This window comes from Bacillus sp. SJ-10 (assembly GCF_002843505.1).
GTDB classification, from domain to species: domain Bacteria; phylum Bacillota; class Bacilli; order Bacillales; family Bacillaceae; genus Bacillus; species Bacillus velezensis.
The window spans coordinates 3452173-3466598 of sequence record NZ_CP025258.1 but is presented as its reverse complement, the minus strand read 5'-3'; the positions used below and the strand labels follow the sequence as shown (position 1 = coordinate 3466598).

Annotated in this window: 14 protein-coding genes; 10 read left to right on the top strand and 4 right to left on the bottom strand. The window is 47.0% G+C overall.

The features are described 5' to 3' along the window. The first annotated feature begins 44 nt into the window (after window positions 1-44). Together CXL14_RS17000 and CXL14_RS16995 are read left to right on the top strand one after the other, a co-directional pair. A complete protein-coding gene (locus tag CXL14_RS17000) occupies window positions 45-1265 on the top strand; it encodes a cytochrome P450 (protein WP_014417500.1) in 1221 nt (406 codons plus the stop codon). Continuing rightward, window positions 1262-2446, top strand: coding sequence for a macrolide family glycosyltransferase (locus tag CXL14_RS16995; RefSeq protein ID WP_014417501.1), 1185 nt, complete (start codon window positions 1262-1264; stop codon window positions 2444-2446). The genes CXL14_RS17000 and CXL14_RS16995 overlap by 4 nt, the downstream gene beginning before the upstream one ends. Before the next feature lie 42 nt (window positions 2447-2488). Here the strand turns inward: CXL14_RS16995 and CXL14_RS16990 are convergent, their stop codons facing one another. Further along, window positions 2489-2674 carry a DUF8096 family protein gene (locus tag CXL14_RS16990; RefSeq protein ID WP_003154919.1) on the bottom strand — a complete coding sequence of 62 codons (186 nt, stop codon included), beginning with the start codon at window positions 2672-2674 and terminating at the stop codon, window positions 2489-2491. Window positions 2675-2849: 175 nt separating this feature from the next. Here CXL14_RS16990 and CXL14_RS16985 point away from each other — a divergent pair, with 175 nt between their 5' ends. Beyond that, the gene (locus CXL14_RS16985) at window positions 2850-3668 is read left to right on the top strand and encodes a uroporphyrinogen-III synthase (protein ID WP_014417502.1); all 819 of its coding nucleotides are present in this window, start codon (window positions 2850-2852) and stop codon (window positions 3666-3668) included. A gap of 25 nt (window positions 3669-3693) precedes the next feature. On the opposite strand, the gene CXL14_RS16980 is transcribed toward CXL14_RS16985, so the two are convergent. The 3 genes from CXL14_RS16980 to CXL14_RS16970 are packed head-to-tail and all read right to left on the bottom strand — an operon-like array spanning window position 3694 to window position 6204. Beyond that, complete coding sequence (locus CXL14_RS16980) at window positions 3694-4455, bottom strand: ABC transporter permease (RefSeq protein ID WP_032863790.1); 762 nt, start codon at window positions 4453-4455, stop codon at window positions 3694-3696. Window position 4456: 1 nt separating this feature from the next. Beyond that, complete coding sequence (locus CXL14_RS16975) at window positions 4457-5194, bottom strand: ABC transporter ATP-binding protein (protein ID WP_014417505.1); 738 nt, start codon at window positions 5192-5194, stop codon at window positions 4457-4459. Window positions 5195-5220: 26 nt separating this feature from the next. Next, window positions 5221-6204 carry a DMT family transporter gene (locus CXL14_RS16970; protein ID WP_029973094.1) on the bottom strand — a complete coding sequence of 328 codons (984 nt, stop codon included), beginning with the start codon at window positions 6202-6204 and terminating at the stop codon, window positions 5221-5223. Between the two features lie 129 nt (window positions 6205-6333). On the opposite strand from CXL14_RS16970, the gene CXL14_RS16965 reads away from it, so the two are divergent. The 7 genes from CXL14_RS16965 (at window position 6334) to CXL14_RS16935 (ending at window position 14417) form a co-directional block, all read left to right on the top strand. Beyond that, window positions 6334-6831, top strand: coding sequence for a cupin domain-containing protein (locus CXL14_RS16965; RefSeq protein WP_014417507.1), 498 nt, complete (start codon window positions 6334-6336; stop codon window positions 6829-6831). Between the two features lie 386 nt (window positions 6832-7217). Beyond that, a complete protein-coding gene (locus tag CXL14_RS16960; protein ID WP_003154908.1) occupies window positions 7218-7634 on the top strand; it encodes a DUF1641 domain-containing protein in 417 nt (138 codons plus the stop codon). Between the two features lie 39 nt (window positions 7635-7673). Further along, on the top strand, window positions 7674-8852 hold the full coding sequence (locus tag CXL14_RS16955; protein WP_014417508.1) for an NAD(P)/FAD-dependent oxidoreductase: 1179 nt from the start codon (window positions 7674-7676) through the stop codon (window positions 8850-8852). 185 nt (window positions 8853-9037) lie between these two features. After that, window positions 9038-10435 (top strand): glucuronate isomerase, encoded by a 1398-nt coding sequence (uxaC, locus tag CXL14_RS16950; RefSeq protein ID WP_088056521.1) that lies wholly within the window; start codon window positions 9038-9040, stop codon window positions 10433-10435. Window positions 10436-10459: 24 nt separating this feature from the next. After that, window positions 10460-11851, top strand: coding sequence for an MFS transporter (locus CXL14_RS16945; protein WP_014417510.1), 1392 nt, complete (start codon window positions 10460-10462; stop codon window positions 11849-11851). 70 nt (window positions 11852-11921) lie between these two features. Further along, window positions 11922-12920 carry a LacI family DNA-binding transcriptional regulator gene (locus tag CXL14_RS16940; RefSeq protein WP_014417511.1) on the top strand — a complete coding sequence of 333 codons (999 nt, stop codon included), beginning with the start codon at window positions 11922-11924 and terminating at the stop codon, window positions 12918-12920. A 75-nt stretch (window positions 12921-12995) separates the two neighbouring features. Continuing rightward, window positions 12996-14417: a tagaturonate reductase gene (locus CXL14_RS16935; RefSeq protein ID WP_014417512.1), complete on the top strand. Its 1422-nt coding sequence runs from the start codon at window positions 12996-12998 to the stop codon at window positions 14415-14417. Window positions 14418-14426 lie beyond the last annotated feature (9 nt).

Below are 14426 nucleotides of genomic sequence, written 5' to 3'. Positions count from 1 at the left end.
GTACGTCAACTATTCAAATATGAAACAATCAGGAGTGATGAAACATGAGTAAGCTGAGGAGCACGAGACAAGCCATCCAAAGAACCCTGATGAAAGGAAAAAACGGCCTGGACGTATACAACCCTTTTCCTTGGTACGAAAAAATGAGACGGGAAAGCCCTATACACTTTGATGAAGAAACGAAGGTTTGGAGTGTGTTTTTATACGATGATGTCAAAAAAGTCATCAGTGATAAAGAGACGTTCTCAAGCCTCATGACTGATGTGAAAAGCTCGATTGCAAAGTCCATGCTGAATATGGACCCGCCGAAGCATACCCAAATCAGATCTGCCGTCAATCGTGCTTTCACTCCCCGCGTCTTGAAGGAATGGGAGCCGCGAATTAAAGACATTACCGATCATCTCCTGAAACAGGCAAAGAACAAAGGGCGGATTGATATCGTTAAAGATCTCTCTTACCCTTTGCCGGTCATGGTGATTTCAGAATTATTAGGCGTTCCGTCCGAACATATGGATCAGTTTAAAAAATGGTCGGACATTCTCGTCAGCATGCCGAAAGATGCGAGTCCTGAAGCGGCGGAGAAAAATCAGCAGGAACGTGACCAATGTGAGGCGGAGCTGGCGGCGTTTTTTGCGGAAATAATAGAAAGCAAACGAAAAAAGCCCGGCCAAGACATTATTTCTATTTTGATAAAAGAGGAAGAAGAGGGAGAGAAGCTCACGGCAGAAGATCTGATCCCGTTTTGCAACCTGCTTTTAGTGGCGGGAAATGAAACAACGACTAATCTCATTTCAAATGCGGTTTACAGCATATTAGAAACGCCCGGCCTTTATGAAGAGCTGAGACAGGACCCTTCTCTCATCGCGCAAACGGTGGAAGAAACGCTGCGTTTTCGCGCTCCCGCTCCGTTTGTCAGAAGGACGGTCCGGCACGACACTGAACTGCGCGGACGCCGCTTGAAAAGCGGGGAGATCGTTCTCTGCTACGTTGCATCTGCCAACCGTGATGAAAACAAATTTGAGAAGGCGGGCGTATTTGATATTCATCGCCAATCGAATCCGCACCTTTCCTTCGGATTCGGCGTACACTTCTGCTTAGGCGCACCGCTTGCCAGACTTGAAGCGGAAGCCGCGCTGAAAGGAATTGTAAAAACCTTTTCACACCTTGAGCCCGTCGGGATTGAGCCGATCCGAAACAGTGTCATGTACGGGCTGGAGTCTTTAGAAGCGGAGATAAACGAAAGTGAGGGAGAAGAAAAAAGATGAGAAAAACACACATCGCCATTATTAATGTGGCCGCTCACGGTCATGTCAATCCCACGCTGCCTGTAGCCGAGGAACTTGTCAATCGCGGGTATAAAGTGACATTCGCTACGACTGAGGAATTTGAAGCTTCCGTTGCCAAAACGGGCGCCATTCCCGTTTTATACCGCACAAGCATAAAGGCGGACCCGGAGACGATAAAAGAACGGGTAAATAAAAATGACGCGTTTGTGATGTTTCTGGAAGAAGCGGTTGAAGTGCTTCCGCAGTTGGAAGAGCTGTACAAAGACGACCTTCCTGACATCGTCCTGTTTGATTTTTTAGCTCTTGCCGGAAAATTGTTTGCGGATAATGGCGGCATCCCGGCCGTAAAGTTCTGCCCGAGCTATGCAATGAATGAGTATTTTCAATTAGGAAGAGACGAAGAAACACTGGAAGCGGCCAAACAGGCGATAGAAGAATATCAGGAGCAGATTGAAAATGAACAATTGAAACGGATGACAATGGAAGAATTTTTTATGCCTGAAAAACTGAATATTGTCTTTATGCCAAGGGCCTTTCAGCCGAAACAGGAAACCTTTGATGAACGATTCTGTTTTGTGGGTCCGTCTCTTGGAGAACGCACAAATACGGGAAGTCTGGAAATTGATGCAGCCGATGACCGTCCGCTTATGCTCATCTCACTGGGAACGGCGTTTAACGCCTGGCCTGAATTTTACCGGATGTGTATTGACGCGTTTCGGGACTCGGACTGGCGGGTTATTATGTCAGTCGGCACAACAATTGATCCGGAAAGTTTTTCGGATGTCCCCGATCACTTTATCATCCGCCAGCACGTTCCTCAGCTTGATGTGCTGGAGAAAGCAAAGCTGTTCGTATCTCACGGCGGGATGAACAGTACAATGGAGGCGATGAATGCGGGTGTCCCGCTCGTTGTCGTTCCGCAAATGCACGAACAAGAGGTCACCGCAAAGCGTGTGGATGAATTGGGGCTTGGCGTGCATCTGCCGCCGAAAGAAGTCACTGCGGCCCGTTTGCAAAAAGACGTTCAGAACGTATACGGCGATAAGAACATCCTCAGCCGCGTGAAAAGCATGCAGCAGAAAATAGAAGAAACCGGCGGCCCCAAACAGGCTGTTTGCGCCATTGAAGAATTTTTGAAAACGGCGGCCGTCGAAAATTGATTGAGAAACAGGCAGCGCACCGGAAGACGGCTGCCTGTTTTGTTATATGTTTTTCTTCATGCCGCATCTCCGGCATTCCCTCAAAAATTTTCCGCCCTTCACTGAACTTTTAAACAGCGTGTAGTCGCAATTGTCACATCGGCCGCTGTGAACATCAGGATATTCATTGAACTCATAAATGACCGAAGTATCGTATCCTTTTGTCTCGAACTCTTTTTTTGTTTCCATGATTGAAAGTCCCTCCGCGAATCAAATCGTTCTGCCCGGTTAATGATACAGCAACTGCACGGGGGATTCAACGGGAGCATAGCTTGATTTTCCCGGCTGATTGCGTAACAATAATAGAAATAAATGACGGCCTGCCATAGGGCGCCCGGCATCTGAAGGGAAGAAGAAAACAGCGATGGGAAAAGGATTGAACGGGAAACGGATTGCCATCGGCGGTTCGCGGAAAACAGAAGAGATCACAAAATTAATAGAAAAGCAGGGCGGAACGGCAGTCGTCCGTTCCCTCCAAGGAACCGTATACCTGGCGGAGGATCAAATTGAACCCGACGTAAGAACATTTGCCGGGCAAAAAGCCGACTGGGTGATATTCACCACAGGCATCGGTACGGAAACGTTATTGTCGGTATCGGAAAAAATCGGTCTGAAAGAAGAATTTTTAGCGGCCGTTCATGAAGCGAAAATCGGCTGCAGAGGCTATAAAACATATGCGGCCTTAAAAAAGCTCGGCATCACGCCGCATGCCTCAGATGAAGACGGTACAACAAGAGGGCTGATCCGCTCCTTGGAACGATTTGACTTTAAAGATAAAAAAGTCATGATACAGCTTCATGGCGAAAAAGCGCCGGTCTTAACGGAGTTCCTTGAGAAAAACGGAGCGGAGGTTTTCCCTGTTCTGCCGTATAAGCATATTCCGCCTGAAAGGGAGACGGTCGATAAACTGCTGGGAGAGCTGTTAAACGGAGAGGTCGATGCCGTATGTTTTACGACAGCCATTCAAGTGCGCTCTCTCTTTGATTATGCAAAAGAAAAAGGGTTCACAAAAGAATTGCAGCAGGCATTCGAAAAACATGTGCTTGCCGCCGCAGTCGGCAAAGTGACGGCTGAAGCGATCCGGGATGAAGGGGTAAAGAGGGTCCTTGCTCCGGACATTGAGCGGATGGGAGCGATGATTATTGAATTATCCCGTTACTATGAATCTCTGACCTTGTCATAAACCATCATTCAGCAGGGAAAAAAGCCTACGCTTCCCTGCTGAATTTTTTTAATTGCCAGTGTTCCGTGAAAAGGGAAGGATATGTCAAGGCGCTGAGTATGATACATGTAAGAAGAGCGGAGGCCATCGTTGTAAAAACGATCAGCAGCTGAAAGCGCACCGCCTGTATCGGATCAGCCCCCGCTAAAATCTGCCCCGTCATCATGCCGGGAAGCTGAACGAGACCCAATGTTTTCTGGCTTTCAAGCGTCGGGATCATACTGAGCTTCATACTGGACGTCAATATCTGCCGGACGGCCTGCTTAGGCGTTCCTCCGAGAGAGAGAATCAGCTGGATTTCTTCTTTCCGCAGGTCTGCTTCCGAACTGAGCCGGCTTAAAAACAGGCTTGAGAGCACCATGGAGTTTCCGATGACCATACCGCTTATCGGAATGACATATCTTGAAGTGAACGGAATGATATGCAGGGTCAGTAAAAGTCCCTGCGTCACAACTTCCACGATCGCCAGTGTCAGAAAAACGCGCCAAAATGAGCCGATCCGCATTTTTTTCCGTTTGGCGACATTGTGCGAAGCGGCCGTGAGCATGAGAAGCACCATTAATATGATAAACACCGGGTGATCACCGCGAAAAATCAGCGACAGCACATAGCCGATGATGAGAAGCTGAATGACGGCCCTGACGGTTGCGACGATCATATCCTTTTCGACGCCGGCTTTAAAAGATTTAGACAGGAATAAAGCGATAATGACAAATATACTTGTTAGTAACAGAGAAAGATCATTCATATCAGCACCCGCTCCCTTGTAAAAGCGCCCGGGCCTTTTCGTGTTTCGGTTCTTTAAAGAACGTTTTCGTTTCCGCGGTCTCTAAAAGCCGTCCCTCAGCCATAAACCATACTGTATCGGATAATCGTTCCGCTTGTTCAAGGTTATGGGTGATCCACAGGATCGTCAGCTGTTTTTGCCGATGGAGTTTCGTAATCAGTTTCTCAATGGTGAGAACGGATGACGGGTCCAGCGCCGATGTGATTTCATCAAGCAGCAGGATGGACGGCAGTCCGGCGAGAGTTCGCGCTAATGAGAGCTTCTGCCGCTGACCTCCGGATAATTCTTTTGCATTTCGATCCAGAAGCCCGCGCGGAAGATCTGTAAAATCTGCGAGCTCTTCAGGCGTATAGTGCTGTGCCCCGTGGAGTTTTTCTGCGAGCAGAAGGTTGTCCCGCACCATGCCGTCCATGACGGGAGCTGATTGAAATGCAAGGCCCGCGGTTTTTCTGAGCTCTCTGATGTCCCAGTGTCTTATTTCTTTTCCGAATACAAGCACTTCTCCTTCATCAGGTGTATTCATCAGATTGCACAGCGACAGCAATGTGCTTTTTCCCGCGCCGGAAGGCCCTATCAACGCCGTGATAGAACCTTTTTGAATATGTCCGGTTACACGGCTTAGGACATCAAAGGACGTATGGTTTTGTTCAAAGCGTTTGCCGGCTGACAGAAAAGATATTGCCGGAGTTTCTTCTTTCATACAGGATGACACCTTTCGTAAAAAAATCAGGAACCGGTGAGATTGGCTGACGTTTGCTCAGCTGTTTTCTGGTCTGTCTGCCGGGAAGCGAATGTATGCATGACCATTCCCGCAATAATAATGAACAGTCCGGCAAATGAAAGAAGTGACGGAAACACCGCGGATAAAAAGACGATTTCGCCGATCAGTGCAAAAAGAACCTCTCCGGACTGCGTCGCCTCAACAGCAGCGAGCTTCTGCGGCTCATTCCTCACCATATCGGTGGCGCGGAAAAATAATACTGTTGCGATAACGCCAGAACTGAGTGCGACGATAAATGATTGGAATGTCTGTCCCATTGAGGGAAGCCCGTCTCTATGCCAGCCGAAAGCGGCGATCAAAAGCCAAAACGGAAGGCTTGCGAGCGTCATGCCGAGCACCCGCTGAAACGTATCGAGTTTTCCGCCGTATTGTTCCAGCATTTTGCGGTTGCCGAGCGGATAGGCAAAAGCGGCGATGACGACCGGCACAACGCTGAATAGTATCGTGCGGCCGGACAGAGAACCCGCATGCTGAAGCTGAATCAGACCGGCTCCGATCAGGATGATGACGGAAGTAACCAGCGAAATCAGCGGGATCTTTTGTCTGGCGGAAACCGGGCCCGCCGGTGAATGTTTTGTTTCGTAGAAAAACGGCGACAGAAGCACACCCGCGACAATTGTAATCTGCCACGTGCCGGCGATCAGCCAGCCCGGCCCATATGCCGCCGCAAACGTAATCGGGGCATAAAAAAGCACGAACCCGGTAAAACTCCACTTCAGCCAAAACAACGGTTTTTTTCGGATTTCATGCCAGAGCGGCACCCATTTTCCTTTCGCATAAACGATCAAAAATAAAAACGGAACCATAAAAAGAAAACGCAGGGAAGAGCTCCACATCCAGCTTCCGCCGGAAAGCTCCATCGCCCTGTTTAAAATAAAGGTGACTGCAAAAAACAGAGATGCCAATATTCCGATCACGATGGCTTTCATTAAATCCCTCATTTTGACACATATTTTTTTATACTATACTATTCACCGGCAGGCTTCGCAATGGAATATGAAAAAATAGCGTTTTAACAAATGATGAATGGGAAACAGACATATACGGAGGTGAAAACAGTGCAGAAAGAGGATATTCAAGTGCTTTATTTCGAAGATGACGGCCGCATTCCGAATAACCCGAATCTTCCGCTTGTTATTTATAAAGCGGTATTTAATGAAGAAACGGTACAGAAAGCAGAGTCCGTCCTCCGCCGGCACGATTGGTCGAACAGCTGGACGGGCGGAGTATTTCCGTATCACCATTTTCACAGCACCACGCACGAAGTTCTTGTCGCGGTAAAAGGAAACGCGGTTTTGAGGTTCGGCGGGGAACAAGGAGCGGACGCGGTTCTTCAAATGGGAGACGCAGCGGTCATTCCGGCCGGCACCGGACATAAAAAACTGTCGGGCAGTTCTGATTTTACCGTGATCGGGGCTTATCCGGGCGGCCGGCAGTACGATACAAAAACGGAGAAAAATGATAGAACTTCAGAAGAAATCAGCCGTGTCCCGCTCCCGGAATGCGACCCCTTTACGGGAAAATCGGGCCCGCTTTTAAAATTGTGGGAAAAATGACAGGGGAAAAGCGGATGGTCTGTAAAAAAATAGCCTGAAAGAAACGTTATTACACCCCCGCCATATAAATAATTTCATAAACGAAACAATTCACGTTCAAATTTTGTTCAAAAAGTGTTATTATATAAGAGTAAATCAAATTGGGGTTTTTTATGTTTGCTATTTTCAGAGAGGAAAAAGAAATTTTGACTTATTCAATTGTTTTTGTTGATATAAAAATAATACTGGATATGGCAAAGTGAAAAACTGGGTAGTAAACATTTATTTTTGTAAATGATTGTGCATGAATTCACAATCTTGCTTTTTCATGCTTTTCTGCATGAAGGGGGAAAGGCTACCCTTTCCAAAAAAATCAGCATACTGCTTATAGTAAAGGAGAATCGGATATGCCAGAAACAATCGATCAAACAAATGCATCTGTCAGCCAAGGCCAACGCGATCTTATTGATCAGCTGCTAAAACCTGAAGTTCAAGAATCACTGACTGTTTTAGTGGATCAGCTTCCAAAACTGACTGAGTTAGTAAATATTTTAACGAAGTCTTATGATTTTGCACAGTCTGTAGCGACAGACGAAGTATTGAAGAGCGATACAGTGGGTGCGCTTACAGAAATTCTTGAGCCGGTGAAAGAAACAGCGAAAGAAGTGGCGGCTACTGCGATCGAAGCAAAAGACCGCGCGGATGCAAGCAATGAAACGATCGGACTTTTCGGCCTGCTGCGCATGCTGAAAGATCCTCAAGCTCAAAAGCTGTTCCGTTTTGCTAACAGCTATCTTGAAATCATGAACGAAAAACAAAAATAATCTCAGATTCAAATTGATATAAAGGACGGAGGATATACGATGTCAAAACATATTGTCATTTTAGGCGCTGGTTACGGCGGAGTTCTTTCTGCTTTAACCGTTCGCAAACATTACAGTAAAGATGAAGCACGCGTAACCGTTGTGAACAAATACCCGACTCACCAAATCATTACGGAACTGCACCGCCTTGCAGCAGGCAACGTGTCTGAACAGGCTGTTGCTATGCCGCTTGAAAAACTTCTGAAAGGAAAAGACGTCGACATTAAAATCGCAGAAGTCAATTCTTTCTCAGTTGATAAGAAAGAAGTTGCCCTTTCTGACGGTTCTAAGCTGACTTATGACGCGCTTGTTGTCGGACTTGGTTCTGTTACGGCTTATTTCGGCATTCCTGGACTCGAAGAAAACAGCATGGTGCTGAAATCTGCTGCTGATGCCAACAAAGTATACAAACACGTGGAAGACCGTGTGCGTGAATACGCTAAAACGAAAAACGAAGCTGATGCAACGATCCTTATCGGCGGCGGCGGCTTAACAGGCGTCGAGCTTGTCGGTGAGCTTGCTGACATCATGCCGAACCTTACGAAAAAATACGGCGTAGATCCGAAAGAAATCAAACTGAAATTAGTAGAAGCAGGTCCGAAAATTCTTCCTGTTCTTCCTGATGACCTTATCGAACGCGCGACAAAAAGTCTTGAAAAACGCGGCGTTGAGTTCTTAACAGGTCTTCCTGTTACAAATGTTGAAGGAAACGTTATTGATCTGAAAGACGGTTCAAAAGTCGTTGCCAACACATTTGTATGGACAGGCGGCGTACAAGGCAACCCGTTAGTCGGCGAATCCGGCCTTGAAGTGAACCGCGGCCGTGCGACGGTTAACGATTTCTTACAATCTACTTCTCACGAAGATGTATTCGTTGTCGGAGACAGCGCTGTATACTTTGCGCCGGACGGCCGTCCGTACCCGCCGACAGCGCAAATCGCTTGGCAGATGGGTGAACTTGTCGGTTACAACCTGTTCGCTTACTTAGAAGGAAAAACGCTTGAAACATTCAAGCCTGTAAACTCTGGTACGCTTGCAAGCCTCGGACGTAAAGACGCGGTTGCCATCATCGGAGCGAACTCTACTCCGCTGAAAGGTCTTCCGGCATCTTTAATGAAAGAAGCAAGTAACGTACGTTATTTAACACATATCAAAGGATTATTCAGCCTCGCTTACTAATCCTCAAGATCACACAGAAGACATTGCCGGACTTTCTCGGCAGTGTCTTTTTTTGTATGAAAATGTTAACGGATACAATTTTCTGAAAAATAAAATAAAAATGATTGATATGTGAGAAAGAGGAAGCTAAAATAAAAAAGAACCATTTTGTTAACGTTAACATTTTTAAGAGGGAGGATGAAAGTGTGAAAGCTTTTATGGGTGATGATTTTTTACTGGATAGTAAAACGGCCGTAAAGCTGTACCGGGAATACGCTGAAAACATGCCGATCATTGATTATCACTGTCACTTAAGCCCAAAGGAAATCTATGAAAATAAAACCTTCGCAACCATTACGGAGGCATGGCTTTACGGTGACCACTACAAGTGGCGGATTATGAGGGCCAACGGCATTGAAGAGCGCTGCATTACCGGAAACGCTTCAGATGAAGAGAAGTTTTTCGCCTGGGCAAAAACGGTGCCGATGGCGATAGGCAATCCGCTGTACAGCTGGACGCATTTAGAGCTGCAGCGCTGGTTCGGCATTTATGACGTATTGAATGAAAAAACGGCCGCGGCCATTTGGAAAAAAACGAATGAGCTCCTGCAGGGAGACGGGTTTGGCGCAAGGGATCTCATTCTGAAATCAAATGTCAAAGTCATTTGCACAACCGACGATCCTGCCGATGCGCTGACATACCACGAACTGTTGAAAGAAAGTGATTTTCCGGTTCAAGTGCTGCCCGGATTTCGGCCTGACAAAGGACTGGACATCAGCAGACCGGGTTTTGCCGATTGGGTCCGTTCGCTGGAGAGTGCTTCCGGAATAGCTGTCACCACCTACCAATCGTATTTAGATGCGTTAGAATCCCGCGTCCGCTTTTTTCACAATGCCGGGGGAAGAGTGTCGGATCATGCGTTAGATCAAATGGTTTATGCCGAGACGACCGAAGAGGAAGCGGCCCGGATTTTTGCAGCCGGATTAAGCGGAGAGCATGTGTCTTTTGAAGATGAAAAGAAATTCAAAACACGGACGCTGAAATATCTTTGCGGCCTTTACGCCGAACTGGACTGGGCGATGCAGTTCCATATTAACGCGTTAAGAAATACCAATACAAATAAGTTCAGCAGCCTCGGTCCTGATACGGGATATGACTCAATTAATGATGAACGTATCGCAAAACCGCTTGCCCGGCTGTTAGATTCCGCCGAAAAAAAGCGGCAGTTGCCTAAAACGATTTTGTATTCTTTGAATCCGAATGACAACTATATTATCGCCAGCATGATCAACAGCTTTCAGGATGGGAAAACACCGGGGAAAATTCAATTCGGCACAGCCTGGTGGTTCAATGACACGAAAGATGGAATGCTCCAGCAAATGAAAGCGTTATCAAACATGGGCCTGTTCAGCCGTTTTATCGGGATGCTGACGGATTCAAGAAGTTTCTTGTCCTATCCCCGCCATGAATACTTCAGGCGGCTTGTCTGCACGCTGATCGGCGGCTGGGCGGAACAAGGCGAAGCGCCTTACGATATGGAGCTTTTAGGAAAGATTGTCGAGGGGATTTGTTACCGGAATGCTGAGGAATATTTCCGCTTTTAAAAAATGGAATGAAAGAGGTGGCCTATGAGTAATGTGCCTGTCGTGACAGCACCTGCCGCAAAAGTGAAGGAGCATAAGCTGAGTCTGAAAGAAAAAGTATCCTATGGATTTGGAGATTTTGGGAACGGATTTATGTTTGATCTCGGGCAGATCTATTTGCTGAAGTTTTTCACAGATGTCGCAGGCATTCCGGCAGCGTTCGCCGGCAGTATTTTTTTGGTCAGCAAGCTGTTTGCGGCTGTGACTGATCCGATTGTCGGCTCGGCCATTGACTACAGAAAAAAGATCGGACCCCGGGGTAAATTCAGGCCGTATTTATTATTCGGAAGTATTATTCTTGCGGTCATGACCGTATTGATTTTTGTGTCACCGGACGTGAGCGTCACCTGGAAGCTTGTGTACGCCTATGCTTCTTACATGCTGTGGGGGGTCGCTTATTCTTTCGTCAATATTCCGTACGGCTCCCTCGGCGCGGCCATTACACAGGATGCGGAGGACAGAACGGCGCTTTCTGCATTCCGCCAGATCGGCTCCCTCGGCGCGCTGCTCATTACAAGTGTCATCGTCATCCCGATTCTCGTTCATTTTGATAACGTTCACATCGGCTACCCGGCAGTCATGGGAATGATGGCCGTAATCGGAATCGCGGGATTTATGATCTGCTACCGAAACTGCAAAGAAAGAATTATCGTCCGTGAAGCGCCGAAAGAAAAGCTGTCCGTCATGTCGGTTTTCAAATGCTTTATCGGCAACAAACCGCTTCTGACCGTCGTTTTCATGACGATTTTCTCAATATCGGCATATAACATTAAATCCGCTATGCTTGTTTACTTCGCCCAGTACAATCTCAACAATGCGGAGCTGATGTCCTACATGAGTTTTATCATCATCGGTTCTTCATTTTTAGGTGTTTTGTTTATGCCGAAACTCGTCAAACGCTTCGGAAAAAAGCAAACGGTGATGATCGGTTTTGCCGTCAGCGCCGCGGCTGATGCGCTGAATTTCTGTCTCCCGTCAAATGTATATATCTTTACGGCGTTAGCGAGCATTGCTTTTATCGGGATCAGCATACCAAACGGCATTACGTGGGCGCTTGTGTCGGACATTATTGATTACGGAGAATGGAAGACGGGTGAACGGAAGGAGGCGACGACATATTCGCTTTTCAACTTCTCCAGAAAACTCGCCCAATCTTTATCAGGTTTTCTTTCAGGCATCGGGCTGAGCGTTATCGGCTATATCCCGAATGCATCTCAGACAAAAGGCACGTTAATCGGGATTAAAGGGCTTCTGCTGCTGTACCCGGCTTTCGCTTTAGCGTGCGCCATGCTGATTATCGGTTTGATGTATAAACTGACGGACCGGCAGCATGCCGAGCTCGTTCAGGACTTACATCATGCAAAACCTCAACTTTAGTGATTTTATGGACTGTCCGTTAATGGTACAATAGAAATAAATGACAGCATACAGAAAGAAAGGAAAAACGATGGTAACCATAAAAGATATCGCAAAACTCGCCAACGTATCCCACACCACCGTATCCCGGGCACTTAACGGCAGCCCCTACATTAAAGAGCATACAAAACAGAAAATATTAGCGCTCGCTTCACAGCTGAATTACACACCGAATGTAAATGCAAAAAGCCTTGCCATGCAAAAGTCCCATACGATCGGACTGTTTTTTACAAGCATCACAAACGGAACCTCACACAGCTTTTTTTCCGATACCATCAAAGGTGTAAACCGCACAATCAGTGAGGAATACAATTTGTTCGTCCGCGCGATTGACGACCTGAAAAGCTTTGAAACCATTACGCCCATGAGATATGACGGAATCATTTTAATGAGCCAAAGCGACAGTGATAATTCATTTATTTATCATATTCGCGAGAAAAACATCCCGCTTGTCGTGCTGAACCGGGACATTGATGACCGGAGCATCACCAATATCCTGTCAAACGATAAAGAAGGCTCCAGACAGGCGGTCGACTGCCTGATCGCAAACGGACACAGAGATATCGCGATCATTGAGGGAAAGGAAGGATTCAGGTCAACTTCTCAGCGGAAAGAAGGCTATTTGACATCTTTAATTGATCATTCTATCCCGATTAAGCATGAATACAGTGTAAAAGGCCGCTATGATATGGAAAGCGGCAGTCAGGCGATGGAAAAACTCTTGGCGCTTCAATCACCGCCTACGGCTGTTTTTTGTTCAAACGATGATATGGCGATCGGGGCGATGAATGCCATTTTCGCCAAAGGCCTGAACGTTCCGGAAGATATATCCGTTATCGGGTTTGATGACATCGGCATTTCCCAATACATGACGCCGAGGCTTTCGACAGTAAAACGCCCGGTTGAAAACATCAGCATACTCGGCGCAGAGAAGATTTTGGCGCTAATCGCCGACCCGGATACGGCGGCGGAAAAAATATACGAAAACACCGAGGTGATGATAAGAGATTCAATTAAAAAACTCACATAACGGCCCGTCTGATTATCCGGGTTTTCGTACAGAAAAATGTTAACGTGTGCATAAATGCAGAAGGAGGCGGACAGCTTGCGTCAGCTGAATAAAAAGATGTGCGGTGAATACATTCAATATCCTGAAAAAGTCCTTCAGTTCGGCGAAGGCAACTTTTTGCGGGCCTTCGCAGACTGGCAGATCGATCAAATGAATCAATTGACGGATTTTAACGGAAGCGTTGTCGCCGTACAGCCGAGAGGCTCTGAGAAAATCAAACGTTTAAACGAGCAGGACGGTTTGTTTACGCTTTTTTTGCGGGGGATAAAGGACGGAAAACCGGCTGAAGAACACATGATCGTCAAATCCATCAGCCGCGGCATTGATCTTTTTTCTGACTATGATTCCTTTAAACGGCTGGCAGCACAAGAGGAGCTTCGTTTTATCATTTCCAATACGACAGAAGCGGGAATTACGTTTGAGAAAGGCGACCGGCTTGAGGATAGACCTCAAAAAACATTCCCCGGGAAATTAGCGGCGTTCCTTTATTTCCGCTATAAGGCATTTGCGGGTGACGCCGAGAAAGGGTGCATTGTGCTTCCATGTGAACTGGTCGAAGAAAACGGACGGAAACTGAAGGCTGCCGTGCTTCAATATGCCGGGCTGTGGGAGCTGGAGCCTGATTTTACTCAATGGATTCATGACGCGAACATCTTCTGCAATACTCTCGTGGATCGGATTGTTCCCGGATTTCCTGTTGATACCACGGAAGAACTTACCGATTTTCTCGGATACGAAGACCGTCTGATTGTGGTCAGTGAGCATTATTATTTGTGGGTGATAGAAGGGCCGGAACAGCTTCAGAATGAGCTTCCTTTTGCTGAGGCCGGGCTGAACGCACTGATCACGTCTGACCTTACGCCTTACAGGACAAAAAAGGTGAGAATCTTAAACGGCGCTCACACGGCATTGGCGCCAGTGGCTTTACTATACGGACTGCAAACCGTCCGGGAAGCGGCTGAGCACGAGGTGACGGGCAGATTCATCGAAGAGCTGATCAATGAAGAAATCCTCCCTGTGCTGCAAATGGAGGGTGTCACCCAATACGCGGCAGATGTGTTACAGCGGTTTAAAAACCCTTATATCCAACATTATCTGCAAAGCATTACCCTTAACGCCGCCGCGAAATTCAAAACAAGAAACCTGCCGACGCTGAAGGCTTATATCGAACAGGAGGGCCGGCTACCTGAGAAGCTGGTATTTTCGTTCAGCTCCATGATCTATTCATACTGGAACGAACCGAACAAACCGGCTGACGGCGAGGAGGTTCTTAACCGTTTTCAAATGGCGCGGTCCCGTTGCAAAGATGATATGTTTCAAGCGGCATCTTCTATATTAGGAGAAGAGCGACTGTGGGGGAAGAACCTGAATCATCTTCCGGGGCTGACTGAACGAACGGCTTATTTTCTGTCTGTCATTCATAAGCGGGGTATGAAGCATGCGTTACATGAATGCTGAGGCAAAAAG